The organism is Magnetospirillum gryphiswaldense MSR-1 v2, from assembly GCF_000513295.1.
Classification (GTDB): domain Bacteria; phylum Pseudomonadota; class Alphaproteobacteria; order Rhodospirillales; family Magnetospirillaceae; genus Magnetospirillum; species Magnetospirillum gryphiswaldense.
Genome location: NC_023065.1, coordinates 1,312,375 through 1,337,401, shown reverse-complemented (window position 1 = coordinate 1,337,401; position 25,027 = coordinate 1,312,375). Strand labels below are relative to the sequence as shown.

The following is a 25,027-nucleotide window of genomic DNA, read 5'->3' as shown; positions in this document are numbered from 1 at the left end:
GCGTTTTTGTTTAGGCCACTTGCCGGGCCGGCTCGACAAGTGGGGGCGGCGGCGCTTCCATGTGCACATGGAAGCAGCGTTGGCACCACAGCACCGGGGCCAGCTTACGGTCGCGGCTGACCCGGTGACGGGTGCGCTGATTGCAGGCCGGGCAGGTGTGGAATTCGTCGTGTTGTTCGGTCATGGCGTCCCTCGTTTGGCCAAGGAAGTACGCCACCCGATGATGGCAAGCAAGCGACCGAATTGTGAAAAAATCAAGGTGCGCTGCGGGATAGACGCTGGCGCAGGCGCTCGAACCACACGTACAGCACCGGGGTGATGTACAGGGTCAGCGCTTGGCTGACCACCAACCCGCCGACCACCGACAGGCCCAGGGGCTGGCGCAGTTCCGCCGCCGCGCCATGGCCGAGCGCGATGGGCAGGGTGCCCATGATGGCGGCCATGGTGGTCATCATGATCGGGCGAAAGCGTAGCAGGCAGGCTTGGCGGATGGCCTGATGCGGGTCAAGTCCTTGATTGCGCTGCGCTTCCAGAGCGAAATCGATCATCATGATGGCGTTTTTCTTGACGATGCCGATCAGCATCAGGATGCCGATCATGGCGATCACCGACAATTCCTGACGGAACAGCATCAGCGTCGCCAACGCGCCGACTGCCGCTGAGGGCAGGCCGGAGAGGATGGTCACCGGGTGGATCAGGCTTTCGTACAACACCCCCAGGATGACATAGATGACCACCACCGCCGCCAGCAGCAAGATGCCCTGGTTGGAGAGGGATTGCTGGAACACCTTGGCGGTGCCGGCGAAATTGCTGGTGATGCCGGCGGGCATGCCCATCTCGGCCTGGATGGTGCGGATGCGGTCGGCGGCTTGGCCCAGGGCGATGTCGGGGGCCAGGTTGAAAGCGATGGTGACGGCGGGCAACTGGCTTTGGTGGTTGATGGTCAGCGGCCCGACGGTGCGCCCGATTTCCGCCACCGCGTCCAACGGCACCAGCGTCCCGTCGGTGGACCGCACCTTCAGTTTGGCCAGGGCCGACAAATCGCCTTGGAAACGCGGGTCCATCTCCAGGATCACGGCGTAATCGGCGATGGTGGCGTAGATGGTGGAAATCTCGCGCGAGCCATAGGCGGAATAAAGCGCGCTGCGCACGTCTTCCAACCGCACGCCCAAGGCCGCCGCCTTGTCGCGGTTGACGGCGACCAGGGCTTGCGGGCTTTTCACCTGCAAATCGCTGGTGACGTCCTGGACCAAGGGCTCGGCCATCAGCCGGGTGGTCAGGCGGTCGGCGAAGGCGTAAAGCTCGGCCTGATTGATGCCTTCCAGCGTGTACTGATACTGGCTTTTCGACGACCGCCCGCCCAGGTTCAGGGTCTGCACCGGGGTGATGAAGACGCTGATGGCCGGGTTGCCCGCCGTTTTCTTGCGCAATTGTCCGATCACCTGCTCGACGCCGGGGCGCTGGTCGCGCGCCACCAGATTGACGAACATGCGGCCCGAATTGGCGGCGTTGGACAGGCCCGAGACCCCGACCGCCGAGGTGACGGTGGCGACATAAGGATCGGCGCCGACGATGGCCGCCATCCGCTTTTGCTCTTCCGCCATGGCGGCGAAGGAAATGTCCTGGGCCGCTTCGGTCTGGATGAAGATCTGGCCGGTATCCTCGGTGGGGAAGAAACCCTTGGGCACCTCGCGGAACAGGATCACCGTGGCGACGATGGTGGCGATCCCCAGGGCCAGCATGGACAGACCGTGGCCCAGCACCCAATCCAGGCTGCGCTGATAGAGGGCCAGCAGGGTGTTGAAACCCCGTTCGAGCCCGCGTTCCACCGGCCCGGCCTGGGTGTCGTGCTCGGGCCGCAGCCAGCGCGCGCACATGACCGGGGTCAGGGTCAGCGACACCAGACCGGAAATGCCGATGGCCAGGGTCACCACCACGGCGAATTCGTGGAACATGCGGCCGATGACGCCGCCCATCAGCAGGATGGGGATGAAGACGGCGACCAGCGACACGGTGATGGAGAGGATGGTGAAGCCGATCTCGCGCGCGCCCTTGATGGCGGCGTCGAACGGCTTCATGCCGTCATCCACGTGACGTTGGATGTTTTCCAGCATGACGATGGCGTCATCGACCACCAGCCCCACCGACAGGGTCAGGCCCAACAGCGAGATATTGTCGAGGGAAAAGCCCAGCAGCGACATGGCGCCCAAGGTGGCGACCAGCGACACCGGCATGGCGATGGTCGGGATCAGGGTGGCCGACAGCCGGCGCAGGAACATGAAGATGACCATGACCACCAGGGCGATGGTGATGGCGAAGGTGAATTGCACATCGACGATGGCGTCGCGGATCGAGCGCGAGCGGTCGTTCATCACCTGCACGTCGACGGTGGGGGGCAGGCTGTCCTTGATGGTCGGCATCAGGGCGCGGACGTCGTCGACCACCTGGACGGTGTTGGCCTCGGGCTGGCGCTGCACCGCCAGGACGATGGCGCGGGTGCCGTTGAACCACGAGGCGGTGCGGTTGTTCTCGACCGAATCGAGCACATTGGCCACGTCCTTCAAGCGCACCGGGGCGCCGTCGCGCCAGGCGATGGCCAGTTCGCCGAACGCCGCCGCGTTGGGCAATTGGGCGTTGGATTGCAAGGTCAGTTGCTGCTTGGGGCCGTTCAGCACGCCTAAGGGTGAATTGGAATTGGCGGCCTTGATGGCGCTGCTCAGTTCGTCGACGCCAATCCCGCGCGAGGCCAGGGCGTCGGGGTTCAACTGGATGCGCACGGCGAATTTCTGGCTGCCATAGACCAGCACCTGGGCGACGCCCGACAGCCGCGATAGCCGGGGCAGCAAGATGGTCTGGGCGTAATCGTCCAAGGTGGCCAAGGGCGTGGTCGGCGACGACAGCGCCAGCAGCACGACGGGGGCATCCGACGGGTTGACCTTGCGGAAGGACGGCGGCGTGGTCATTTCCTCGGGCAGGCGGCGCTGGGCCCGGGTGATGGCCGCCTGCACGTCCTGGGCCGCCGCATCGATGTCGCGGTCGAGGACGAATTGCAAGGTGATCGAGGTGCTGCCCTGACCCGAGGTCGAGGTGATGGTCTCCAGCCCGGCGATGGTGGAAAACTCGCGTTCCAGCGGTGCCGCCACCGACGACGCCATGGTGTCGGGACTGGCGCCCGACAGGCTGGCCGAGACGCTGATGGTGGGAAAATCAACGTTGGGCAGCGACGCCACCGGCAATTGCCGCCAGCCGACGATGCCGCCGAACACCATGACCAGGGTCAGCAGCAAGGTGGCGATGGGGCGGCGGATGAAGATTTCCGAGAAGTTCATGTCACTTGCCCGCCTGAGGGGCGCGTTCGCTCACCGTCAGGCCGGGGGCCAGCCGCATCTGTCCTTGCGTGACAACCTTGGCTCCCGCCTTCAATCCGTCGGTGATGATGGCGCTACCGTCGAGCACCCGATCGACGCGGATGGGGGCGATGGACGCCTTGGCCTGTTCATCGACGGCGAAGACAAAGGTGCCGTTCTGGCCGCTTTGCACCGCTTCCGCCGGGATGGTCAGCGCCTTGTCCTCGATGCCCAGGGTCAGGGTGACGTTGACGAACTGGCCCGGCCACAGCCTTGTGTCGTCATTGGTGAAAGTGGCTTTCAGCCCGATGGTGCCGGTGGTGGTGTCGATGGCCGAATCGATGAAGCTGAGCTGCCCCATCGCCCGCAAGGTCGGATCGGCGGTCGAGGTCACCACCGTCTCCAAGGGGCCGGCTGCCATGGCGGCGCGGATGCGCGGCAAATAGCTTTCCGCCACCGAAAAGGCGACGTTGATGGGGCGCATCTGGGTGATGGTGACCATGGATTGCGCATCGCCCGGCTTGGCCAGCGACCCCAGCTTGGCGTTGATGGTGCCGGTGCGACCGGGCACCAGCGCCTTGATGGTGGCATAGCCCATGGTCAGCCGGGCATTGTCGATGGCCGCCAGATCGGATTTGACCGCCGCTTCCGCCTGGGCCGCCTCGGCCTGGGATTGCTCGACCTTCTGTTTGGTGGCGCTGCCGGCCTTCAACAGCTCGGTATAGCGCACCAGATCGGCCCGGGCGCGGTCCAGTTGCGCCTTGTCACGGGCCAGATTGGCCTCGGCCTGACGTTTGTTGGCCTCGGCCATGCGGGCATCCAGGGTGAACAGGGCGTCGCCCTGGGCCACTTCCTGGCCCTCACGGATATGGACCTGCAACACCTCGCCTTCGACTCGGGGGCGGATGGCGACCACCGCCAGGGCTTGGATATTGCCCACCGCCTCGATCCGCACCGGCATGGGCTGTTCGACCGCAAAGGCGGTGACCACCGGCACGGGCTTGGCCTCGGCCTGGGCGTTGGGGGCGGTGGATTTGCGTCCAGCCACATACCAGAAGGTGCCGGCAAGAGCGGCCAGGATGGCGACGGTGAGGGCGATGCGTGATCTGTTCATGCCACCATCTTGCAGGTCTGGCGTGGGCCGTCAACGACAGCCGGGTAACGAAGGGTAACGAAGGGTAACTTTCGCAAAGATGTCAGAATTGCTGCAACGCAACATTTCGATTGCATTCCTGTGGGAAACCGTTATTGTGCCCAAATGCTGCGTTGCAGCGAAGACGACCCCAGCCCAAGGAAGCCAACATGCCGACCGCCAATTTTGAACAGATCGCCGCTGCCACCAAGGCCAACACCGAAGCCCTGACCAAGAGCGGCACTGCCGCCATCGCCGGCTATCAGGAATTGGCCAAGGCTTACCAGGCTCTGGCCACCAAGAACGCCGAGAAGCTGACCGCTTCGATCCAGGCTTTGGCTGGCGTCAAGAATCCGGCCGAATTCATCGAATTGCAGCAGAAGCTGGTGAAGGAAGGCGTTGAAGCCGCCGTCGCCGACAGCCGCAACATCGCCGAGCTGACCCAGTCGGTTTTCACCCAGGCTTTCGAGCCGGTGAAGGCCCAGGTTGAAGCCCTGCAGAAGACCGTCGCCAAGTAATCTTCGGCGTCGTTGAAAAGGGCCGCGCTCCGGTATGGAGCGCGGCCTTTTTATTTGTCTTTTGGCATCCCGCTGATATCGGAACCGATCGGCGGTGCCCTCGCGCGGCGGACAAAACAAAAGGCCCGGTGTTTCCACCGGGCCTTCGTGCTGCAATCCGGCGAACCGGATTAGCGCGAATAGTGCAGCGAATACGAGTAATGAACTGTTTATGCTGCACTTATTGCGCCATAAAAAGCTATCAGCCTCATACCTGTTATACTCCAAAAGTATCGTCGCAATCTACCACCTTTGCGCCGTCAGCCTTTCCGCAGCATGGCCAAGCGTTCCTTTTTTGCAATGGCCAGGGCCTTGTCCAGTTCGCCTACCTGCACAGCTTCCATCAGCGTTTCAATAACGCTCGCAAGCTGCTCCTTCGTGCCAGCCACCACCGCAGTGTTCTCGCCGCTCAGTTTCAATGGCCGATTACCATAGCGCAGTTCCAGCAGCCAGTTGCCGTCAGCGTCCTGCCAAAACCACTGCCGCAGCCGCTTGCTGCGCTCGTATCCAACGCGCTCGCCGTTCTCGTCCGTCTTGTATCGCGTCTGTTTCACTGTAAACGCCGTGCCGTCCAGCATGGCCTTAACCAAGCCAAGCTGTTCCGCCAAGTTTCCAAGCACCCGTTGCCGCGCATATTGTTCCGCGCTCAGTTTCTCGATCTTGCGCGTTGCAGTGGTCAGTTTCAATTTCGCAAATGCAGTCATGTTGTGTACTCCAAGCAGTTCGCTTGCAATACAGTACTGTCTGTGTTGTGCTATCAGTGACCGATATATCTATAAGTAACTGTAATCGTTGTCCTATGCAGCGCAATTTCATATAATGTAGTCGTGCCCAATCTGATCAGTTTTTCGGCGGTCGGTTTATATTATTTCAACCGCCAAGCTCCGCTCGTCGTCACACAGCGCAGTTTCAACTGCGCTGTGTGTAGGTAGCTCCCCAAGTTGTTTTGCTGCTGCTGTGGGCGTTTCCGACGTTTTGCGTGGATCAAAGTGGAGGAGGTGAGTGCAATGCGTTTTGCGGATCGCGCCCGAACTTACGTCACGTAAGTTCGCCCCCATGTCGTCCAGCGACGTGTCGTGTTACACGACAACATCGGCCAACATACAGCATGTATGTTCGCCCCCATGTCGTTCAGCGCCAGGGAAGTGTCGTGTTACACGACAACATGCTGGACGTGGACGCAAATCAGCACCGTCCCACCATCACGCTGTCCCAAATTCGCCCACTCAGTTTCTCCAATATCGCCGCGTCCTTGCCGCGCTGTTCCGCTTTTGCCCTGACCAATGCCTTCGTCAAATTTCCAGCCAATGTCAGCATCGTCCGCAGCCCCGCTTGCCGTTGCCGCGCTTTCATGCTGCCATAATAGCTCCGATCACGTCCAAGCCACTTTCTGCTAAAGTCGTATTGACCTTCGGTTAAGTTATTGGTTTTTAAGGTTATATATGCGTTTTGTAATGCGTTCATAATTCCTCCAAATATATTTTTGAATTACCGATATTATTTATGCCAAAGATCATAAATACCGCTGCGCATGTAGCGCATATATTTTAGGGGAGTGAAAAATGAAACAAGGAACTTTAGTGGAATATGGATTTGATGGAAAGCGAGTGGATATTAACGCGCTTGCGCTATATGCAATTTTTCTTACCGTCAAGTATTCAAAGTAGGCTGCCGCAATGGGCGAGAAAGTCACTTTAGATAAAATTGCCGACAAATCTGTATTTGAGCAGAAATACAGATACAAGAATAAAATCGGCGATCGCGCAGACAGTAAGATAAGGCAACGGAAGTATGTTGTTGAAAGTTTGTGCCGAGACTTTTCTGACAAAAAAGCTACAGCGCTTGCTTTGCGAATTATGAATTGCTCCGCAAGCCAAAAATGCAATCAGCCATTCTGTCCGATGTGCCGACATAAGAAACAAGAATTATTTGCAAAATATGTGATTGATAAGTTTGGAAGTGTAAGCGCAGACAAGTTGAGATTGCTTACAATATTGCATTCTGTCCATTACAACCCATTGGATATAAACAGCGATCTTATTAAAAAGCTGCGGAAGGATATGGACAATTTGTTTGACAAGATACAGGATTGTGCCGATGACAATATACGATTTATTGGGGCATTTGAGATTGATGCAATCGCAGGAGATGAAGAATTATCGGATAGAAAAGTAAATACGCTATCGGCGCTCGGATACGACAAGGACGCTAAAAATGCATGTTTTCTCCTTCATTTTCATGCAGTTATGTATATTCCGTCGTTCCAAAATCCAAAATACGACATAGAGCGCGAAATACGAAAATACTACAATGGCAGCCATCAAGTAGACTTTACGGACCTTCATAAAGACAAAACGCACGATGAAAATTTACATAATATGGCAACCTACATGCTTAAGTTCAGGTTGCAGCATTCAAAGAGTGTCGCAAGCGACGATGACGAAAAACAATTCACTCGCACTCAGTATTCGTCTCTCTATAGCTATCCAATAGCCAAGTCGGTAGTTATGGCCGTTGATAGATGCGGAGGATTTCAGGGATTAATAACAAGGAGACTGAAATAACCAAGCTGTGCTTGGATATTGAATTTGAAATTACGATTTGAGTGGAAGAGAGAGTTGAGGTTTTATGGTTTTGGATACTGATGTGGAATTGAACAGAATTGAGATATTGGTAAAGTAAGGTATTATACATTACAAACTGTAGAAAATGTTATTTCCAAACAATTCCCAAAAAGTCCAGCAATTTAGCCAGTTTTAATGGGGTTGTTTCGGATTTTATTATTGTAGTTTAGTAACATTTACTGCATCTGTATTTGCCGAAGACAGATTTTTAACAGCTTCGGCCCTAATTTTTATTATCTCAGCCTTTATCTGCCCCAATTCAAGTTTCGCCCGTTCCAGCTCCACCTGTTCCCGTTCCAGCGTCGCGTCGCTGTAAATCATTGCCATCAATTGCCGTCTCTCGTCGCTTATCGTCTCGCCCCTGCGTTCCTTTTTCCGCGCCAGCCAAGCGTCAGCGTCAATTATCTCTCGTGCCTTCATGCCACTATTTATGCAGCGTGGTCGCCGATCTTTCAAAAAATCTGACCTGGTTATCGCCGCAATCCGCCCCGATCTGTCCCACCAACATACAGTAAGTATGTTCGCCAATTGCCCGTTCTATCACTGCCGTCAACCGCTTCCAAAATACGCAATGAAAAAATAAAACGCGCTTCATCGCATTCGGTCATTTTTTCAATGATCTTCAGCGTCGTTGCGCGTTTTTTTAGGTTCTGTCTATATTATTATTTTGTTATTTTTGCTTAATCCAGCATCTATTGCGCTGTTCATATCTTGTGTCTCCCAACACAAGCCCCTCTGCGTTGCCCGCCCTATTTTTTCAAAACCAGCTTCTGCAACGCCAAGTCCATATCGTGCGCAACGCTATTCATGTTGCCTTTCTTCTCAAAAAATGTATCAGCGCCAAGCGCCAGTATAAGTTTGGAAATGTCCGAACGTGATTGCGATGATATTGCAGCCACAGCTAAATTTCTTAATGTATGCGATTGTCTAATTGCGCGTATTAAATCAAAACCGCTCATAATGGGCATATTTAGGTCAGTAATAACAATATCGTACTGTTCGTCGGTATTTTCTCGCAGCTTCAATTTTTCAAGCGCCTCAAGCCCGTTATGTGCAAGCTCAATCTCGCACTCGTGCTTCGTCTGCAGTATCGCCTCTCGTACAAAGTGCGAATATGGGACGCTATCGTCAACTAATAGCACTTTGATTTTGCTAGTCGCTTGCAATATTTTGCGCCTGTCAAGTTTCTTATGTCCATATTACGGTAGCTTAAAAGTATGTGTATTTCCGCATTTAAAATGTATCTATCCCATCACAATTCATTCATTTTTCTCGCCGCCCGTTTTCAGATCAGCTTGTCCGCCGCCAGCGTCGTGCTTACATGCCCGTAATGCTGTTCAATCATCAGCACGCTCGTTCCCATGTTCCTAGCCAGCAAGTAAACGTCCGTGCCCCCGTACAGCAGCCTAAACGTCGCGTAGGTGTGTCTCAGGCTATAAAGCGTTCTCGCGTTGCCGTGCCTGTCCGTGTCCAAGTTTGCCGCCGCCATCAAATTCTTAAAGCCCACCTCAAACGTGTGTATGTCCTCGCCGTTGTTGTTCGTAAATAGCCCGTTTCCCTTTGCCCGCGCCTCGTCCAAGTCCTTCCAACCATAATGTGCCAGCAGCTTCTTCAACGTGTTCTTCGCCGCTCGCGTCCCGATCACCGCCCGCTTGCCCGTCTTGCCATCCACCCACAGCCGCAGCGTTTCCGTTTGCTTGCCGTTGCCCGTGTGTATCAGTTCAACGTCCCGCCAAGTCAGTCCACGCGCCTCGCCAACCCGCATGCCCGTCCCAACCAGCAGCCGCACGTAAAGTTCCAAAAGCTGCCTGTCTCGTTTCACACGTGGATGCTCCGCAGATCGCGTGCGCTGCCGTGCCGTCCATATCAACAGCCTGTATTCCTTCACGTCAAAAGCGCCGCGCCTGTTCGTCTTTGCCCGCTTCGCCTTCATAAACGCCAATTGCTTCAAAGACCCTTGTTCCAGCCCGTGCTTCAAAATCTGCCGTAACATGCTCTGTTCCATCACCAGCGTTTTCGCCGATGGTGTTGTCGCCGCCGTTGCTACCTTCCTGTCCGCACCGTAGCCCTTCGTCCAATAGTCCAGCCGCCAGTCGTCGTAGTCGTTAAAGTCCGCCGTCGTTATGCTGTTGATCGGTTTTTTGCCGAAAAATGGGAGCAAGTAGCGTTTTAGCGTGCCCTCAACCAGCACCAACCGTCCCTTACTCAAGCGTCCTTCCAGCGTCTCCCGCTGTGCCTTCCGAACGTAATCGTCCGCAAGTTGTTTGAATGTTTGATCTTTTAACGGGTGATTGTTGCGTTGCTTGTAGCGCAGCTCCTCGTACAGCTCCTCCGCCGTCCGTTTCGCCTCCGCCAAGTCCGTCGTCTTCATGCTGCGCCGCACCAACGTGCGTTCCGTGCCAAGTCTAAAACGCGCCTGCCAAATGCCCCGTTTGTCGCTCGCCAGCGTGTACAGCACAATCCGACCGCCACGCAGTTCAATTTCACGCTGTCCAACGTCCATAGCTGCACCTTAAAAGTGCCTGTTAGCTACGTGTTAGTATAGCGTCTTGTTATCTAAAGAATGACCTATATATCTTTGGCGTTAGCCGCAGTCATCTTCATACATTTTTCGTAGTCAGTCTTTAGCTGTAAAAGCTCAGCCTCAAAATCATCAAGCGTCGTTTTTTTGTGCAAGTATATGTCAGCTTTCTTTGCGTGACATAAATACAAGTCGCGTGGGCAATCTGTCTTGCACTGCAAGCTTGTCAAAATTGCCACGTATGTGTCCGCAATTTCACCCGTGTTGCGTATTATCTCAAGCGTTTCACAACCTGAAATAACCGGCATATTTACGTCAACTATTACAATATGATACGCGCGTTCTGTCAGCGCAGCTTGCTTCAGCTTATCAATACCCGTATAGCCGTCCGTCACGTGCTCAATGCTGTAGCCAATCCTGTCCGCCTGTAGCGTCAGCTTGGTCAACGTCGCTTCCGCAACGTTGTCGTCAATAATCAGTATCCTTGCATTTTGCGCGTGTTGCGTCATCTCACCCGCCCAACAAAAAAGCTGCCCAACACCATGTGCCAGACAGCTTCTTGTTACGCTTCAAACCCTGCGTTACCGCAGAATTTGGTAATGCGTGTTAGCGCGAATAGAATTCGATGACCAGATTGGGTTCCATCTGGCACGGATAGGGCACGTCCGACAGCTTGGGGGCGCGGATGAAGGTGCCCTTCATTTCCTTGTGATCGACTTCCAGATAGTCGGGGACGTCACGTTCCGGCGACTGGGCGGCTTCCAGGATGATGGCCAGATCCTTGGACTTCTGCTTGACGCTGATGATGTCGCCGTCCTTCACCTGATAGGAAGCGATGTTCAGGCGCTTGCCGTTCACGTGGATGTGGCCGTGGTTGATGACCTGACGGGCCTGGAAGGGGCTGACGGCCATCTTCATGCGGTAGACGACGGCGTCCAGGCGACGCTCCAGCAGACCGATCAGGTTTTCCGAGGTGTCGCCACGACGGCGCACGGCCTCGTCATACAGCTTGCGGAACTGCTTTTCCGAAATGTTGCCGTAATAGCCCTTCAGCTTCTGCTTGGCCATCAGCTGGGTGCCGAAGTCAGAGGGCTTCTTGCGGCGGGCGCCATGCTGGCCGGGCGGGGTTTCCTTGCCGCGAGCCAGCGGGCTCTTGCCACGGCCCCACAGATTGACGCCCAGGCGGCGATTGATCTTGAATTTCGCTTCAATACGCTTGGTCATGGTACTTCCTTTGGTCCCGGCTGTTGCCGGTTGGGGTTTGTCCCGATAGGCCTGATCCAGTTTCACCTGGGGCGGGACGCATGACGCGCCCACATTCTCGGGAAGAAAGGGGCTTTTATACAAACCGGCCCCCCGCTGTCAATGGCGGTGATGCGAATTCAATCAACCGGTTTGCTTGCCTTTGCTGTCTTGCATCCGTAAACTTCCCCCCTTCATTCAGGAACCCCAGAATAATAAGAGAGACATTGGCGCCATGGCCGACCTGCCGCCCGACATCGCCACGCTTAGTTTCGAGGACGCGCTGGCTGAACTTGACGCCATCGTGCGCAAGCTGGAGACCGGCTCGACCCGGCTTGACGACGCCATCGGCGCCTATGAGCGCGGCGCGCTTTTGAAGCGTCACTGCGAAGCCAAGCTGAAGGAGGCCCAGGCCAAGGTCGATAAGATCGTGCTGGGCGGCGATGGCGCCATCGGGCTTGAACCCGCCGGCATCGAGTGACCCCGCACGTGTCCGACATTCTGCTCGAGGCCCTGGCCGCCAACGCGGCTGCCGTCAATGACGAAATGGCCCATCTGCTGCCCGTGCCCGACGGGCCCGAGCGCCGCGTCCACGATGCCATGCGCTATAGTGCCCTGGACGGTGGTAAACGGCTGCGCCCGTTCCTGACCGTGCAGGCGGCGTCCTTGTTCAACGTGTCGCCGGCGGCGGCGTTGCGGGTCGGCTGCGCCTTGGAAATGGTGCATTGCTATTCGCTGATCCACGACGATCTGCCGTGCATGGATGACGACGATCTGCGCCGGGGCCGCCCCACCTGTCATCGTCAGTTCGATGAGGCCACCGCACTTCTGGCCGGTGATGCCCTGCAATCGCGTGCGTTTGAAGTGCTGGCGGCTGAGTCCACCCATCCCGATCCCGCGGTGCGCTGTGAATTGGTGTGGCAACTGGCCCACGCCGCTGGCGGCATGGGCATGGTCGGCGGCCAGATGGTCGATTTGCAGGCGGCGCAATTGACCATGGATATGGCCGACATCACCCGCTTGCAGCAAATGAAGACCGGTCGGCTGATCGGTTTCGCCTGCGAAGCCGGGGCCATCCTGGGCAAGGCACCGTCGTCGTTGCGGCTGGCCTTGAAGAATTACGCCCACGATCTGGGTCTGGCCTTCCAGATTGCCGACGATCTGTTGGATGTGCAGGGTGACGAGATGCAGGTGGGCAAGAAATTGGGCAAGGATGCCGATGCCGGCAAGGCCACCTTTGTTTCCCTGCTGGGGGTCGAGCACGCCCGCGCTCAGGCGGACATGCTGGCCGAACAGGCCTGCCGCCATTTGGACCCCTTCGGCGATGCTGCCCATTTGCTGAGGCTGACGGCCCGCTATGTCGTCACCCGCAGCGTGTAAGGATATGACCATGAGCACTTCCCAACGTCTGCTCGACGGCGTCGATTGTCCCGCCGATACCCGCGCCTTCACGCCCGAGCAATTGCGCCAACTGGCCGATGAAGTGCGCCAGGAAATGATCGAGGCGGTGTCCATCACCGGCGGTCATCTGGGCGCCGGTCTGGGCGTGGTCGAGCTGACCGTGGCCCTGCATCACGTTTTCCAGACCCCCGTCGACAAGCTGATCTGGGACGTGGGGCATCAGTGCTATCCGCACAAGATCCTGACCGGGCGCAAGGAACGCATCCGCACCCTGCGTCAGGGCGGCGGGCTGTCGGGCTTCACCAAGCGTTCGGAAAGCGAATACGACCCGTTTGGCGCCGGCCATTCCTCGACGTCCATTTCCGCGGGATTGGGCATGGCGGTGGGGCGCGACCTCAAGGGCGAGGATTTCAACGTCATCGCCGTCATCGGTGACGGCGCCATGAGCGCCGGCATGGTCTATGAGGCCATGAACAATGCCGGTTCCATGGATTCGCGTCTGGTCGTCATCTTGAACGACAACGACATGTCCATCGCCCCTCCGGTCGGCGCCATGAGCGCCTATCTGTCGCGTCTGCTGTCGTCGCGGCCTTATCTGTCCATTCGCCACTTCGCCAAGGATCTGGCGGCCATGCTGCCGCCGCCCCTGGAGCGCGCGGCCAAGCGGGCCGAGGAATATGCCCGCGGCTTCGTTTCCGGCGGTGGCACGTTGTTCGAGGAACTGGGCTTTTATTACGTCGGCCCCATCGACGGCCACAATTTCGACCATCTGCTGCCGGTACTGAAGAACGTCCGCGATTCCGAGGACAACAAGCCGGTACTGATCCATGTGGTGACCAAGAAGGGCCGCGGCTATCCGCCGGCGGAACAGGCCGCCGACAAGTATCACGGCGTCGGCAAGTTCGACGTGGTCACTGGCGCCCTGGCCAAGCCCAAGGCCAACGCGCCCAGTTACACCTCGGTGTTCGCACAAGCCTTGCTGGCCGAAGCGGAAAATGACGACCGCGTCGTCGCCATCACCGCCGCCATGCCCGCCGGCACCGGCCTGGACAAATTCGCCGAGCGCTTTCCCAATCGCTGCTTCGACGTCGGCATCGCCGAACAGCACGCGGTGACTTTCGCCGCCGGTCTGGCCTGCGAGGGCTTCAAGCCGTTCTGTGCGCTCTATTCCACCTTCCTGCAACGTGGTTATGACCAGTTGGTGCATGACGTGGTCATCCAGAAGCTGCCGGTGCGCTTCGCCATCGACCGGGCCGGTCTGGTCGGCGCCGACGGCGCCACCCATGCCGGCGCCTTCGATCTGGCCTATCTCGGCTGTCTGCCCGACATCGTGTTGATGAGCCCGGCGGACGAGCTGGAGTTGATGCATGCGGTGGCCACCGCCAAGGCCTTGGATGATCGTCCGTCCGCCTTCCGCTATCCGCGCGGCGAAGGTGTCGGCCTGGACCTGCCGGTGCGCGGCGAGGTGCTGCCCATCGGCAAGGGCCGTATCATCCGTGAAGGCAGCCGCGTCGCCCTGTTGTCGCTGGGCACCCGCCTGGGCGAGGCGATGAAGGCCGCCGACGAACTGGCGGCGCGCGGGCTGTCCACCACCGTCGCCGATGCCCGCTTCATGAAGCCGTTGGATCAGGACATGATCTTGCGTCTGGCGCGCGAGCACGAGGTTTTGGTGACCATCGAGGAAGGCTCGATCGGCGGATTCGGCGCCCAGGTGCTGCATTTCCTCGCCCATTCCGGTGCCCTGGATCGCGGCCTGAAGGTGCGGCCCATGGTGTTGCCCGATGTTTTCCTGGAACACGAAGCGCCGCTCAAGCAATACGATCTGGCCGGTCTCAATGCCCCGCACATCGTCGCCTGCGTGCTGGCGGCCTTGGGGCAGTCGGCGGCGGTGGCCAGCGCCTGACCGGGCTGCCTTGGTATACAACACATAATTCTGTGTTCAATAATCGGCTATTTTCCGAGTATTCTGGAAAATACTCTGCGCGCTAATATTGAAACATCAAGAATGAGTGGTATGATATATGACCGATTGCAAGTGGTATAAGGGTGTCGGAAATGGAATTGGATAAGCTCCAAGATAGCGCGCGGCGTGCCAGCACCCTGCTGAAGGCTATGAGCAATGAACACCGGCTGATGATCCTGTGCCAGCTTTTGCATGGTGAAAAGTCGGTGGGCGAGTTGGAGCGGCTGATCGGTCTGTCGCAATCGGCCCTGTCGCAGCATCTGGCGCGCCTGCGCCGCGACAATCTGGTGCAGACCCGCCGTCAGGCCCAGACCATCTATTATTCGCTGTCGGGGGCCGAGGCCAGCGCCGTCATCAACACCCTGTACGGTCTTTATTGCGCCAAGGATAACGGCGGCGCCTGCGCCGCTTGAGGCTTTTTGCCCGAGGATAATTGTCGGAACTTTAGGTCTGGGGCATCACGGCTTGGTTAGGCCCAAGGGGCCGGACGACCCCATGCCGTTTCTTGCCGCCCGCGTCCACCGATCAGCGGCAAATGCTCTTATGTCGATGACACGGTCGGAATATCCCTCGCACCGTCAGCGGTCGAGGCTTCCGGCGGCGTCCTGATCGGCTGGGCCATGACAGGCAGGGTGAAGACGAACCGGCTGCCGTGGCCGGCGCCTTCGGATTCCGCCCAGATGCGCCCGCCATGCCGCATGACGATACGCTTGCACACAGCCAGACCGACACCGTGACCCTCGTATTCCTGGGAGGTGTGCAGCCGCCGGAATACTTTGAACAGTTGCTCGATCTGGTCGGGCGGGATGCCGATCCCGTTATCCGCGACGGCAATTTCCCATTCCTCGTCCATCCGCTGCACGGTGATCGCCACCTTCGGCACCGCATCAGGGGGGTGATACTTGACGGCGTTACCGATCAGATTCTGGAACAAGCGCGCCAATTGCAGCGGATCGCCCATGATTCTGGGCAGCGGCTCGGCGGTGACCGTGGCGTTCTTTTCGGCGAGGGTGGCCGACAGATCCTGTAAGGCGACCCGCAGGGCGTCGTCCAACTCCATCGGCTCGAACGTCTGCCCTTGTGAACTTACCCGGGAATATTCAAGCAAGCTGTGGATCATCTCCGACATATGTTTGGCGCCACTGACCGCAAACTCAATGTACTCGTTGGCGTCGGAGGATATTTGGCTGCCGCACCGTCGCTGCAATAATTGCAGGAAGCTTGAAACGTTGCGTAATGGAGTTTGCAGGTCGTGGGAGATGGCGTAGGAGAACTGTTCCAAATCCTCGTTTGAGCGCTGTAGATTGTTCTTGATCCTCTCGCGCTCGGCTTCCGCCTGTTTGCGTTCGGTGATGTCGAGATGGATGCCGGACATGCGCAACGGCTGTCCGTCTGCCGTCCACTCCACGACCTTGCCGCGATCGAGCACCCACACCCAGTCGCCACTCTTGTGGCGCATCCTGCATTCGCACTCGTAGACCTCGCGTTCACCCAGGAAGCACTGCTTTAGTTCGGCCTCCGAGCGAAGCTGGTCCTGGGGATGGACGAAGCGCAGCCAGGTGGCGATGCTGACCGGTTGCAGTTCACTAAGCGAGTAGCCGACGATCTCGGCCCAACGTTCATTGAACTTGGTCTCACCGGTCTCGACGTTCCATTCCCAGGTTCCGGCATGGGTTCCCCAGATGATTTCACGCTGAGCCTGGTCGGCGGCTGACAAGGCCAGTTGATGGCGTTCCAGTTCTTTGCGGTTCTGGTCGAGCTTTTCAATCGAGGCGCGGATCACCGCGACCATCTGGTTGAAGCCGCTGGCGAGAATGACGATTTCCCGCGCGCCCGTCATGGCGGCGGGATTGATTGGAATGCCAAGCTGGTCGACCCGCGACACCGAGGCCGCTATGCCGGTGATTGGCGCGATGACCACCCGGGAGATAACCAGGAACAAAACCACGATCAGGATCGTCGCAACCAGTGTCAGGTTGATCGCCGAGTTGCGGATGGTGCGCTCGAGTTCACGTTGGACCAATTGGTCCGATGCACAGACCGTGACCTCGCCAATGACTTGGCCGGTATCGGCGAGAACCGGTGCCCGGTGGGTATGGAAGCAATTGGCGGTCACGGCATGGTGGCTGGGGGTGCCCTGATCGTAGTCGGTCACGGCACCGGGGGGCACCCTCACTTTGCCCGAGACGAATTCTTTTTGCCCGGTGAGTTCGGCCATGCGGATATCCCGAACCGTTATGGCGCGGTATTCCTCCTCCATCTCATGCGCCAGGATGCCGAGATAGTCGTTGACCGCATAGGCCTGCATGTAAGGGGCAACGCTTCGAGCGGTGGTATTTGCCTTGGCTTCGGTGTGTTCGCGCAGTTGGGCGGAAATGACACTTTTGGCATAAAGGAAATTGGCCACTCCGCTGGCGATCATTACCGCCGCTACGGTGGATACAATGACCAGTCCTATGACGGTGAAAATGGAATAGTTGGAGCGCGTCACTTCAGTCCCAACACGTTACGCCGTATGGTGGACATCTCTGCCTTGATATTGTCCTCGGACACCGCCAGGACTGGCAACTTCTGCTCACGCTCGACCGGTTGGCCGTTATGGTGCCGGGCCATGGTCTCGACCGCTCTCTCCCCCATCAGGAAGGGCTGTTGCATTCCCGCCCCGGCCAGGGTGCCCCGGGGGATCATCTCAAGGAACTCCGGCTCGGCGTCGAAGGTCATCAGCAGTACCTGCCCCGTCCGTCCGGCGGCGGCGATGGCGTCAAGCGCGCCTTGGTAACGATCCGAACCTTGAAGCCAGATGGCCCGGATATCGGGCGCGGTGGCCAGCAGATCGCGGGTGTGGTCGAAGGTCTCCTGGTAGGAGAAATCCACCTGCTGGCGAATGCCGGCTCCCTTGAGTCCGGCTTCTTCCATGGCCTGCATGAACCCTGCGGTGCGGGCTTGGCCATTGGCACGCTTCTGCGGGATGGCGATGATACCCACTCTGCCGTCGGCCCAGCCCAGGGCCTTCAGTTTGGCGGCCAGGACGCGCCCGATGCGATAGGCGCCGTCGCGGTTGTCAGACGAGATATAACTGACGTACTCGCCGCCATCGGCGCCGATGTCAGCCACCACCACAGGTATGGAGGCATCGTTGGCGAGCTTAAGCAAGGTGACGGCGGCTGATGAATTGGTCGGCGACAGGATGATCCCACTGACCCCTGACCTGATGACGTTGACCAGATTGGTGATCTCGGATCTGGCGTTGTTGTCCGCGCTATACGCTTGGGCCTGATAGCCCAACGCCGCCGCCCGTGACTGGATGCCTCGCCACATGATGTCCCAGAACGGGATTCGCAGGTCGGATACCACATAGGCGATCCGGCGCGGCGCCGGCTCTGCCCCGACGGCACTCAACGGGGCCATTGCGGCAGTGACGGCAAAGCTGAAGGCGGTATGAAAAAGTCCGCGCCGGGTGATCAACGCCATTGCTGCCTTCCCGAATCCTCAGCCCAAGTCGCACCGAGATGCCTGCGTCATCCGGCGTTGCGACACAGAATTCAGGTATTGCATACCGGAGGGTGTTGAGCAAGCTGGATCATTTGCGCGAAGGTGTCCGTGAGATGATCCATGCGCTGCCATTATGCACGGGCGTGGCGGCTGGGAAGGGGGGCCTAGCTTTTGCCATAAATCCACACCCCGTCCGCATCCTCGCTGCGCACCACTTGCCCGCTGTGGATCAGGTGGTTCAGATGCGCCACCGTCTCACCGGCGGCGAAGCCGGTCTGATGCGGGTCGAGCGGGCGTTGGAACAGGCGGCGCAGCACCTCAAGCGCCGTGCTGGGCTGGGTGCAGCATTCCAACGCCAGGGCCAGCCGCTGGTGGTGATGGGCCAGCAATTCGTCGGCCCGTTCATGCAGGCCGCGAAACGGCAATTTGTGTGACGGCAGGACCAGACAATCGGCGGGGAAAGCCGCTTTCAGCCGTTCCAGGCTGTCCATGAACTGGCTGAGCGGGTCGGAATCCGGCTCTTGCGGCCAGACGCCGACCACCGGCGAGATGCGCGGCAAAATCTGGTCGCCGGAAATCAGCACGTTCAAATCCGGGCAATATAGGCAGGCATGTTCGGGCGAATGGCCGTTGCCGGTGAATACCTGCCAAGCCCGTCCGCCGATGGTCAGCCGATCCCCATGACGGATGACCGAGACATTGGCCGGTATCCAGCTGATGCGGTCCTTGTAACCGCCGGACCGCTCGCGCACGCCCTCCAGCAAGTCCCGGTCATAGCCGCAACGGCGGTAATGATCGACCTGATTGTCGATATAATCCTCGCCGCCTTCCAGCATCAGCATGCGGCCATAGGTCCATTCGCCGATGGTGGCGGTCAGGCGGATGCCGAAGCGCTGGCATAGTGGTCCAGCCAGCCCCATATGGTCGGGGTGGAAATGGGTGCAGATCAATCGGGTGATCGGCTTGCCGCCCAAGGGCCCGGCCAGCAAGGAATCCCAATGGGCCAGCGTCTCGTCGTTGCCCACGCCGGTATCGACCACAACCCAGCCATCGCCGTCGGCCAAGGCCCACAGATTGATGTGGTCAAGGGCGAAGGGCAGCGGCATGCGAATCCACAGGATTCCCGGCGCCACTTCCCGCACGCTGGCGGTATCGGGGGGAATGGGGAAGGGATGGTCGAGCTGGACGTAGGTCACCGGGGGCTTGCTCCATATTTTACGCATCAAGATACCGATTTGACGCAATGCGGCAACAGGTTAAATTTGGATCATGAACGACGATCGCAAGCCCACCCTTCGTATCGGCATCGATTTGGGTGGCACCAAGACCGAAGCCATCGCCCTTGACCGTGACAGCGGTGCCGAGCTTGACCGCCTGCGGGTGGCCACCGCGCGCGGTGATTATGACGGCACCGTCGCTACCATCCGCGATCTGGTGCTGGGGCTGGAAAGCCGGTTGGGTCGGGGCGGCAGCGTCGGCGTCGGCATCCCCGGCACCATCAGTGCCAAGACCGGTCTGGTCAAGAACGCCAATTCCACTTGGTTGATCGGGCGGCCTTTCGACCGCGATCTGGCGACTGCCTTGGCCCGTCCGGTGCGGCTGGCCAACGACGCCGATTGCTTCGCCCTGTCCGAATCCACCGATGGGGCGGGGCAGGGGGCCGCCATCGTCTTTGGCGTCATCCTGGGGACCGGGGTCGGCGGCGGCGTGGTGGTGCATGGCCGGCTGCTGGCCGGCGCCAACGCCATTGCCGGTGAATGGGGCCACAACCCGCTGCCCTGGCCGCAGGCCGACGAAATACCGGGGCATATGTGCTATTGCGGCAAGGCCGGCTGTATCGAGACCTTTCTGTCCGGCCCCGGTCTGGAACGTCAGCACGGCCACGGCCTGCGGGTGCCCGAGATCATCGTCTTGGCCGAACGGGGCGATGATCTGGCCGAAGGCGTGCTGGCCCGCTACGAGGACCGGTTGGCCCGCGCCCTGGCCGGGGTGATCAACATTGTTGACCCGCAGGTGATCGTGCTGGGCGGCGGCGTCGGCAACATGGCGCGGCTGTACCGCAACGTGCCCCGCTTGTGGGGGGAATACGTGTTCTCGGATACGGTGGAGACGAAGTTGCTGCCGCCCACGCACGGCGATTCGTCCGGCGTGCGCGGGGCGGCGTGGTTATGGTGAATTCGGGGAAAAGTCCCTCGGCTTCGCCTCGGTGTACTTTTTCCCGTTTTTCACAAAGCAAACCCGTGCTCAAGCGAGCTTTCCGCGCGGATTTCGGTCTTTCTCCCGCCTTTGCCCGGCAAAGGCGGTAAAACGTAAAAGCGAAAAATAGGCGCAGGGCCGCCCCAAGCCTATTTTTCTCCGGTTACATCAACGGGGAAAAGTACACTGAGCGCAGCGAAGGACTTTTCCCCGAATTACTCATTACATGCCCATCAAGGCGCGCACGTGTTCCTTGACCGAGGCGGCCAGGGCCTCGATGTCGTAGCCGCCTTCCAGCACCGACACCACCCGGTTGTCGGCGGTTTCGGCGGCCACCTCCAGCAATTGCTCGGTCGCCCATTTAAAATCACTGGTCTTCAGCCGCAGATGGGCCAGCGGATCGGCGGCATGGGCGTCGAAGCCGGCGGAGATGATCAGGAAGTCGGGGGCGAACTCGCGCAGCTTGTAGACCAGCATGTCGGCGAAGGCCTGACGGAAATCGTCCGAGGCACAGCCCGCAGGCAAGGGCACGTTGACCATGCGACCGACGCCGCCGGTTTCCTCGGCCAGACCGGTATTGGGATAGGCGTGTTCCTGGTGGGTCGAGGCATAGAACATGCCCGGCTCGTCCCACAGGATATGCTGGGTGCCGTTGCCGTGATGGACGTCGAAATCGACGATGGCGACACGCTTGAAGCCGTGGGCGTCACGGGCGTGCAGGGCGGCTACGGCAGCATTGTTGAACAGGCAAAAGCCCATGGCGGCGTCGCGCTCGGCGTGGTGCCCCGGCGGGCGCACGGCGCAAAAGGCGTTGCGGGCCTGCTTGGTCGCCACCGCGTCGACGGCGGCACAGCCGGCCCCGGCGGAACGCAAGGCGGCGTCGCCCGACTGATACGACAAGATGGTGTCGGGATCGATGTGGAAAAACTCGCCCGGTTCGGGTACCGACGACAGCACGTGGTCGACGTGATGGGGGCAATGGGCGCGCAGCAAGTGTTCACGGCTGGCCTGGGGCGCTTCCTCGCGCTGCAACAGGCTGAATTCCTCGGTTTCGAGACCGGCGAGGACCGCTTTCAGACGGTCGGCGCATTCGGGGTGGTAGTCGCCTGTATCGTGTTTCAGGCAGACGGGGTGCGTGAACAGCAAGGTAGCCATTGGCGTTTCGTCGGACGTCCCTTATTGGTGTTTGATTGATTGTCGGTGAAGCCAAGGGTAATTGCCATACCCGATTTTCGCATGGGGCTATGTCTGATGGGATTGCGCGTTCGCATAGATCAATTGCTGGTGGATCGCGGTCTGGCTGAAAGCCGGGCCAGGGCCCAGGCCCTGGTCATGGCCGGGCTGGTCATCGTCGGCGGCAAGAAGATCGACAAGGCCGGCACCCAGGTGGCCGAGGATGCTGGTATCGAACTGAAGGGCCAGGATCACCCTTGGGTGTCGCGCGGCGGCTTGAAGCTGGTCGAGGCGTTGGACCGCTTCGCCATCGACCCCACGGGCAAGGTGGCGGTGGATGTGGGCGCCTCCACCGGCGGCTTCACCGACGTGCTGCTGAGCCGGGGCGCCGCCCGCGTCTATGCCGTCGATGTCGGTCATGGGCAATTGGCCTGGAAACTGCGCAGCGACGATCGCGTCATCGTGCTGGAACGCACCAATGCCCGCTATCTGACGACCGAGCAAATCCCCCAACGGGTGGACATGGTGGTGTGCGACGCCAGCTTCATCGGCCTGGAAACGGTGCTGCCCGCCGCCCTCACTCTGGCTGGCGACGGCGCCATCCTGGTGGCGCTGATCAAGCCGCAATTCGAGGTGGGCAAGGGCCGGGTCGGCAAGGGCGGCGTGGTGCGTGAACCGGAACTGCACGCCGAGGTGTGCGAGCGCATCACCACTTGGCTGCCCAGCAATCCCGGCTGGGAAGTGATCGGCCTGTGTGACAGCCCGATCAAGGGGCCGGAGGGCAACAAGGAATTCCTGATGGTTGGTCGCAAATGTGTTCCCGCTTCCAACTAGAGCGGTTTCACGCCGAGCGGAATCGGTAGAGGATTCCCCCTGAGGTCATTTTGTGATTCAACATCTTCGGTAACAACGCTCCCGAGGATGATGCGATGACGTGGCGCTCAGGGCAGTCCTATTCTCAGGACTTGCGCGATAGAGTTTTGGCGGCTGTGGACAGCGGCATGAGCGCCTACGAGGTGGCGCCGCTGTTCCGGGTGAGCGTTTCGTACATCTACAAGGCCCAAGGCCGCCGCCGGGCCACCGGCGAGACGACGGTGAAGCCACGGCCTGGGCGGCCAGGACAGAAGCTGGCGGCTCACCTTGAGGCGTTGCAGGCGCAGATCAAGGTCGAGCCCGATGCCACGCTGGCTGAGTTGCGCGCCTGGGTTCTGGCCGAATTGGGCGTGTCGATCAGCGTCGGCGGCCTGTGGAACACGCTTGAGCGGCTCGACCTCAGTCTGAAAAAAAGAGTGCGCATGCTGCCGAGCAGGAACGTCCCGACGTAGCCGAAGGACGCATCGCCTGGCGAGCCGAGCAGCCGGCGCTGGACCCAACCCGCTTGGTCTTCCTTGATGAAACCGGGGCATCGACCAACATGACCCGGCGCTACGGACGGGCGCCGCGCGGTCAGCGGCTGCTGGCTGCGGTGCCGCACGGTCATTGGAAAATGACCACCTTCGTCGGGGCGCTCCGGCATGACGGAATCTCCGCCCCCTTCGTCATCGACAAGGCGATGAATGGCGCGATCTTCCTGGCCTATGTCGAGCAGGTCCTGGCTCCGACCTTGCGGCCCGGCGACATCGTCGTAATGGACAATCTGCCCGCCCACAAGGTGGCAGGGGTCAAGCAACTCATCGAAGCCCGAGGGGCCACCCTGCGGTATCTGCCGCCCTACTCCCCAGACCTCAATCCCATCGAGCTCGCCTTCGCCAAGCTCAAGAGCCTGCTGCGAAAGGCGCAAGCCCGCACCATCAACACCTTATGGGACGTGATCGGAAAACTCATCGACCTGTTTCCGCCCGAGGAATGCGCCAATTTCTTCGCCCACGACGGATATGGACGCTCGATGTGAAAATGCTCTAAACCATCCCGTGGCCGAGATCATGGCGCGATTTCACCTGCGCCTGCCGCCGCCTTGGCCCAATGTTACCGAGTTCCGCCCCACCGACCGGGCCGTGGTGGTGGCGCCCGACGGCGCCCATATGCTGCGCTGGGGGCTGAAGGTGGAATGGGACAACGCCCCATTGATCAATGCCCGGGTCGAGACGGTGCGGGACAAGCCCACCTTCCGCCGCCTGCTCGGGAATCGCCTGCTGGTGCCTGCCAGCGCCTGGTGGGAATGGGATGCGGCCAAGGTCAAGATGCGGCTGACGCCCAGCGATGGCCGGATTTTATCCTTTGCCGGGCTCAGGGATGGCGACACTTTCGTCATCTTGACCGGCGTCGCCACCCCCGATATCGCCCCCGTGCACGACCGTATGCCGCTTCTGGTCGATGAACGCTGGCTGCACGGCGGCGCGCCCCAGGTGGTGGAAACGCCGATCACAGCGGTGGTTGATCAACCGCCGCCGCGCCAGCCCGATCTGTTCGGTTAATTCAGACCGTAGATGTCGGCGGGTGGGGTGGCCAGATCCCAGCCCAGGCGCAGGCACACCGCCAGCACGATCAGGGCCAGGGCCAGACGCAGATGCTCGCCGCGCATGCGTCCACCCAGGCGGGCGCCGAACTGGGCACCGATGACGCCGCCGATCAGCAAGGTCAGCATCAGCACCACGTCCACCGTGTGGGTGGTGATGGCTTGCAGCAAGGTGACGTTGGCGGTGACGAAGATGATCTGCAACAGCGAGGTGCCGACCACCACCGCCGTCGGCATCTCCAGCACATAGATCATCAAGGGCACCATGACGAAGCCGCCGCCCACCCCCATCAGCGCCGCCAGCACGCCGCCGAAGACGCCGACGCCCAGCGGGATCAGGGCGCTGATGTAAAGACCCGAGCGGGGAAAGCGCATCTTGAAGGGCAGGCTGTGCCAGGGATGGCGATGGCGCTTGCGAAGCACGCCGCCGCCGCCGGATTTCAACAAGGCGCCCACCGATTCCACCGCCATGGTGCCGCCGATGAAGCCCAGGAACACCACATAGCAGATGGAAATGACCAGATCGATCTGGCCCAGGCTTTTCAGCCAGCCGAACAAGATCACGCCCAGGCCCGACCCGGCGAAGCCGCCCATGGTCAGCACCGCGCCCATGCGCACGTCCACATTGCGCCGCCGCCAATGGGCGATCAGGCCCGAGACGCTGGCGCCGACCACCTGATTGGCGCCGGTGGCCACCGCCACCGCCGGCGGCACGCCCAGGAACATCAGCAAGGGCGTCAGCAGAAAACCGCCGCCGACACCGAACAGCCCCGACAGAAAGCCGACGCCACCACCCAAGGCCAGCAGGGCATACAGATTGACCGACAGGCCGGCGATGGGCAGGTAGATGGGCAAGGGGCAATCCTTGAATTAATTTGCCCTAATATATAGACGGCGCCATCGGCGCCGTCACTCCCCCATCCG

General features: G+C 59.7%; 25 protein-coding genes. 10 read left to right on the top strand and 15 right to left on the bottom strand.

The annotated features are described in order from the left end of the window. Nucleotides 1-10: 10 nt before the first annotated feature. From MGMSRV2_RS21595 to MGMSRV2_RS06350, 3 genes are all read right to left on the bottom strand, one after another. Nucleotides 11-184 carry a hypothetical protein gene (locus MGMSRV2_RS21595; protein ID WP_024079534.1) on the bottom strand — a complete coding sequence of 58 codons (174 nt, stop codon included), beginning with the start codon at nucleotides 182-184 and terminating at the stop codon, nucleotides 11-13. A 70-nt stretch (nucleotides 185-254) separates the two neighbouring features. After that, entirely contained in the window at nucleotides 255-3,329 is a 3,075-nt protein-coding gene (locus tag MGMSRV2_RS06355) for an efflux RND transporter permease subunit (protein WP_024079533.1), read from the bottom strand. 1 nt (nucleotide 3,330) lies between these two features. After that, a complete protein-coding gene (locus tag MGMSRV2_RS06350; protein WP_024079532.1) occupies nucleotides 3,331-4,461 on the bottom strand; it encodes an efflux RND transporter periplasmic adaptor subunit in 1,131 nt (376 codons plus the stop codon). Between the two features lie 188 nt (nucleotides 4,462-4,649). Between MGMSRV2_RS06350 and MGMSRV2_RS06345 the strand changes: the two genes are divergently transcribed. Further along, nucleotides 4,650-4,997, top strand: a complete 348-nt coding sequence (locus MGMSRV2_RS06345; RefSeq protein WP_024079531.1) for a phasin family protein — start codon at nucleotides 4,650-4,652, stop codon at nucleotides 4,995-4,997. A 299-nt stretch (nucleotides 4,998-5,296) separates the two neighbouring features. Here the strand turns inward: MGMSRV2_RS06345 and MGMSRV2_RS06340 are convergent, their stop codons facing one another. Both MGMSRV2_RS06340 and MGMSRV2_RS06335 read right to left on the bottom strand, forming a co-directional pair. Continuing rightward, nucleotides 5,297-5,740: a hypothetical protein gene (locus MGMSRV2_RS06340; protein WP_024079530.1), complete on the bottom strand. Its 444-nt coding sequence runs from the start codon at nucleotides 5,738-5,740 to the stop codon at nucleotides 5,297-5,299. A gap of 481 nt (nucleotides 5,741-6,221) precedes the next feature. Continuing rightward, complete coding sequence (locus tag MGMSRV2_RS06335; RefSeq protein ID WP_084027954.1) at nucleotides 6,222-6,500, bottom strand: DUF6626 family protein; 279 nt, start codon at nucleotides 6,498-6,500, stop codon at nucleotides 6,222-6,224. A 212-nt stretch (nucleotides 6,501-6,712) separates the two neighbouring features. Between MGMSRV2_RS06335 and MGMSRV2_RS20975 the strand changes: the two genes are divergently transcribed. Further along, a complete protein-coding gene (locus MGMSRV2_RS20975) occupies nucleotides 6,713-7,600 on the top strand; it encodes a hypothetical protein (RefSeq protein WP_024079528.1) in 888 nt (295 codons plus the stop codon). 216 nt (nucleotides 7,601-7,816) lie between these two features. Here the strand turns inward: MGMSRV2_RS20975 and MGMSRV2_RS06325 are convergent, their stop codons facing one another. The 5 genes from MGMSRV2_RS06325 to rpsD all read right to left on the bottom strand — a co-directional run bounded on the left by MGMSRV2_RS06325 (nucleotide 7,817) and on the right by rpsD (nucleotide 11,405). Continuing rightward, nucleotides 7,817-8,080: a hypothetical protein gene (locus MGMSRV2_RS06325; protein ID WP_041633487.1), complete on the bottom strand. Its 264-nt coding sequence runs from the start codon at nucleotides 8,078-8,080 to the stop codon at nucleotides 7,817-7,819. 329 nt (nucleotides 8,081-8,409) lie between these two features. Beyond that, nucleotides 8,410-8,826, bottom strand: coding sequence for a response regulator (locus MGMSRV2_RS06320; protein ID WP_041633486.1), 417 nt, complete (start codon nucleotides 8,824-8,826; stop codon nucleotides 8,410-8,412). Nucleotides 8,827-8,945: 119 nt separating this feature from the next. After that, nucleotides 8,946-10,163, bottom strand: a complete 1,218-nt coding sequence (locus MGMSRV2_RS06315) for a tyrosine-type recombinase/integrase (RefSeq protein ID WP_008614211.1) — start codon at nucleotides 10,161-10,163, stop codon at nucleotides 8,946-8,948. Nucleotides 10,164-10,228: 65 nt separating this feature from the next. Continuing rightward, complete coding sequence (locus MGMSRV2_RS06310; RefSeq protein ID WP_024079524.1) at nucleotides 10,229-10,690, bottom strand: response regulator; 462 nt, start codon at nucleotides 10,688-10,690, stop codon at nucleotides 10,229-10,231. 97 nt (nucleotides 10,691-10,787) lie between these two features. Continuing rightward, nucleotides 10,788-11,405 carry a 30S ribosomal protein S4 gene (gene rpsD / locus MGMSRV2_RS06305; RefSeq protein ID WP_024079523.1) on the bottom strand — a complete coding sequence of 206 codons (618 nt, stop codon included), beginning with the start codon at nucleotides 11,403-11,405 and terminating at the stop codon, nucleotides 10,788-10,790. Nucleotides 11,406-11,658: 253 nt separating this feature from the next. Here rpsD and MGMSRV2_RS06300 point away from each other — a divergent pair, with 253 nt between their 5' ends. From MGMSRV2_RS06300 to MGMSRV2_RS06285, 4 genes are all read left to right on the top strand, one after another. After that, nucleotides 11,659-11,904 carry an exodeoxyribonuclease VII small subunit gene (locus tag MGMSRV2_RS06300; protein WP_024079522.1) on the top strand — a complete coding sequence of 82 codons (246 nt, stop codon included), beginning with the start codon at nucleotides 11,659-11,661 and terminating at the stop codon, nucleotides 11,902-11,904. A gap of 65 nt (nucleotides 11,905-11,969) precedes the next feature. Continuing rightward, the gene (locus tag MGMSRV2_RS06295; RefSeq protein ID WP_084028243.1) at nucleotides 11,970-12,803 is read left to right on the top strand and encodes a polyprenyl synthetase family protein; all 834 of its coding nucleotides are present in this window, start codon (nucleotides 11,970-11,972) and stop codon (nucleotides 12,801-12,803) included. Nucleotides 12,804-12,807: 4 nt separating this feature from the next. Further along, nucleotides 12,808-14,727 carry a 1-deoxy-D-xylulose-5-phosphate synthase gene (gene dxs / locus MGMSRV2_RS06290; protein ID WP_024079520.1) on the top strand — a complete coding sequence of 640 codons (1,920 nt, stop codon included), beginning with the start codon at nucleotides 12,808-12,810 and terminating at the stop codon, nucleotides 14,725-14,727. 152 nt (nucleotides 14,728-14,879) lie between these two features. Then, nucleotides 14,880-15,200: an ArsR/SmtB family transcription factor gene (locus MGMSRV2_RS06285; protein ID WP_024079519.1), complete on the top strand. Its 321-nt coding sequence runs from the start codon at nucleotides 14,880-14,882 to the stop codon at nucleotides 15,198-15,200. Between the two features lie 128 nt (nucleotides 15,201-15,328). Here the strand turns inward: MGMSRV2_RS06285 and MGMSRV2_RS06280 are convergent, their stop codons facing one another. The 3 genes from MGMSRV2_RS06280 to MGMSRV2_RS06270 form a co-directional block, all read right to left on the bottom strand. Further along, complete coding sequence (locus MGMSRV2_RS06280) at nucleotides 15,329-17,278, bottom strand: ATP-binding protein (RefSeq protein ID WP_024079518.1); 1,950 nt, start codon at nucleotides 17,276-17,278, stop codon at nucleotides 15,329-15,331. Further along, entirely contained in the window at nucleotides 17,275-18,258 is a 984-nt protein-coding gene (locus MGMSRV2_RS06275; RefSeq protein WP_024079517.1) for a substrate-binding domain-containing protein, read from the bottom strand. The genes MGMSRV2_RS06280 and MGMSRV2_RS06275 overlap by 4 nt, the downstream gene beginning before the upstream one ends. A gap of 185 nt (nucleotides 18,259-18,443) precedes the next feature. Further along, the gene (locus MGMSRV2_RS06270; protein WP_024079516.1) at nucleotides 18,444-19,475 is read right to left on the bottom strand and encodes an MBL fold metallo-hydrolase; all 1,032 of its coding nucleotides are present in this window, start codon (nucleotides 19,473-19,475) and stop codon (nucleotides 18,444-18,446) included. A gap of 73 nt (nucleotides 19,476-19,548) precedes the next feature. On the opposite strand from MGMSRV2_RS06270, the gene MGMSRV2_RS06265 reads away from it, so the two are divergent. Beyond that, nucleotides 19,549-20,454, top strand: a complete 906-nt coding sequence (locus MGMSRV2_RS06265) for an ROK family protein (protein ID WP_024079515.1) — start codon at nucleotides 19,549-19,551, stop codon at nucleotides 20,452-20,454. A gap of 243 nt (nucleotides 20,455-20,697) precedes the next feature. Here MGMSRV2_RS06265 and MGMSRV2_RS06260 read toward each other — a convergent pair whose 3' ends face one another. After that, the gene (locus tag MGMSRV2_RS06260; protein ID WP_024079514.1) at nucleotides 20,698-21,630 is read right to left on the bottom strand and encodes a histone deacetylase family protein; all 933 of its coding nucleotides are present in this window, start codon (nucleotides 21,628-21,630) and stop codon (nucleotides 20,698-20,700) included. A gap of 96 nt (nucleotides 21,631-21,726) precedes the next feature. Here MGMSRV2_RS06260 and MGMSRV2_RS06255 point away from each other — a divergent pair, with 96 nt between their 5' ends. The 3 genes from MGMSRV2_RS06255 to MGMSRV2_RS06245 all read left to right on the top strand — a co-directional run bounded on the left by MGMSRV2_RS06255 (nucleotide 21,727) and on the right by MGMSRV2_RS06245 (nucleotide 24,062). Beyond that, on the top strand, nucleotides 21,727-22,482 hold the full coding sequence (locus MGMSRV2_RS06255) for a TlyA family RNA methyltransferase (protein WP_024079513.1): 756 nt from the start codon (nucleotides 21,727-21,729) through the stop codon (nucleotides 22,480-22,482). A gap of 95 nt (nucleotides 22,483-22,577) precedes the next feature. Beyond that, nucleotides 22,578-23,539 (top strand): IS630 family transposase gene (locus tag MGMSRV2_RS06250; RefSeq protein WP_144084247.1). Its coding sequence is split into 2 segments (ribosomal slippage): nucleotides 22,578-22,926 and nucleotides 22,926-23,539, totalling 963 coding nucleotides; the frame shifts between segments, so codons are not numbered across the junction. A gap of 31 nt (nucleotides 23,540-23,570) precedes the next feature. Next, nucleotides 23,571-24,062 (top strand): SOS response-associated peptidase family protein, encoded by a 492-nt coding sequence (locus MGMSRV2_RS06245; RefSeq protein ID WP_158497740.1) that lies wholly within the window; start codon nucleotides 23,571-23,573, stop codon nucleotides 24,060-24,062. Here the strand turns inward: MGMSRV2_RS06245 and MGMSRV2_RS06240 are convergent. After that, on the bottom strand, nucleotides 24,059-24,958 hold the full coding sequence (locus MGMSRV2_RS06240) for a sulfite exporter TauE/SafE family protein (RefSeq protein WP_024079511.1): 900 nt from the start codon (nucleotides 24,956-24,958) through the stop codon (nucleotides 24,059-24,061). The genes MGMSRV2_RS06245 and MGMSRV2_RS06240 overlap by 4 nt on opposite strands. Between the last annotated feature and the right edge of the window lie 69 nt (nucleotides 24,959-25,027).

Bases quoted from the DNA above. Each gene is read 5' to 3' on its own strand.
- MGMSRV2_RS06255 (WP_024079513.1), top strand. From the start codon at position 21,727: ATGGGATTGCGCGTTCGCATAGATCAATTGCTGGTGGATCGCGGTCTG.
- MGMSRV2_RS06275 (WP_024079517.1), bottom strand. From the start codon at position 18,258: ATGGCGTTGATCACCCGGCGCGGACTTTTTCATACCGCCTTCAGCTTT.
- MGMSRV2_RS06340 (WP_024079530.1), bottom strand. From the start codon at position 5,740: ATGACTGCATTTGCGAAATTGAAACTGACCACTGCAACGCGCAAGATC.
- MGMSRV2_RS06350 (WP_024079532.1), bottom strand. From the start codon at position 4,461: ATGAACAGATCACGCATCGCCCTCACCGTCGCCATCCTGGCCGCTCTT.
- MGMSRV2_RS06295 (WP_084028243.1), top strand. From the start codon at position 11,970: ATGGCCCATCTGCTGCCCGTGCCCGACGGGCCCGAGCGCCGCGTCCAC.
- MGMSRV2_RS06260 (WP_024079514.1), bottom strand. From the start codon at position 21,630: ATGGCTACCTTGCTGTTCACGCACCCCGTCTGCCTGAAACACGATACA.
- MGMSRV2_RS06325 (WP_041633487.1), bottom strand. From the start codon at position 8,080: ATGAAGGCACGAGAGATAATTGACGCTGACGCTTGGCTGGCGCGGAAA.
- MGMSRV2_RS20975 (WP_024079528.1), top strand. From the start codon at position 6,713: ATGGGCGAGAAAGTCACTTTAGATAAAATTGCCGACAAATCTGTATTT.
- MGMSRV2_RS06335 (WP_084027954.1), bottom strand. From the start codon at position 6,500: ATGAACGCATTACAAAACGCATATATAACCTTAAAAACCAATAACTTA.
- MGMSRV2_RS06355 (WP_024079533.1), bottom strand. From the start codon at position 3,329: ATGAACTTCTCGGAAATCTTCATCCGCCGCCCCATCGCCACCTTGCTG.
- MGMSRV2_RS21595 (WP_024079534.1), bottom strand. From the start codon at position 184: ATGACCGAACAACACGACGAATTCCACACCTGCCCGGCCTGCAATCAG.
- dxs (WP_024079520.1), top strand. From the start codon at position 12,808: ATGACCATGAGCACTTCCCAACGTCTGCTCGACGGCGTCGATTGTCCC.
- MGMSRV2_RS06265 (WP_024079515.1), top strand. From the start codon at position 19,549: ATGAACGACGATCGCAAGCCCACCCTTCGTATCGGCATCGATTTGGGT.
- rpsD (WP_024079523.1), bottom strand. From the start codon at position 11,405: ATGACCAAGCGTATTGAAGCGAAATTCAAGATCAATCGCCGCCTGGGC.
- MGMSRV2_RS06300 (WP_024079522.1), top strand. From the start codon at position 11,659: ATGGCCGACCTGCCGCCCGACATCGCCACGCTTAGTTTCGAGGACGCG.
- MGMSRV2_RS06310 (WP_024079524.1), bottom strand. From the start codon at position 10,690: ATGACGCAACACGCGCAAAATGCAAGGATACTGATTATTGACGACAAC.
- MGMSRV2_RS06245 (WP_158497740.1), top strand. From the start codon at position 23,571: ATGGCGCGATTTCACCTGCGCCTGCCGCCGCCTTGGCCCAATGTTACC.
- MGMSRV2_RS06285 (WP_024079519.1), top strand. From the start codon at position 14,880: ATGGAATTGGATAAGCTCCAAGATAGCGCGCGGCGTGCCAGCACCCTG.
- MGMSRV2_RS06315 (WP_008614211.1), bottom strand. From the start codon at position 10,163: ATGGACGTTGGACAGCGTGAAATTGAACTGCGTGGCGGTCGGATTGTG.
- MGMSRV2_RS06345 (WP_024079531.1), top strand. From the start codon at position 4,650: ATGCCGACCGCCAATTTTGAACAGATCGCCGCTGCCACCAAGGCCAAC.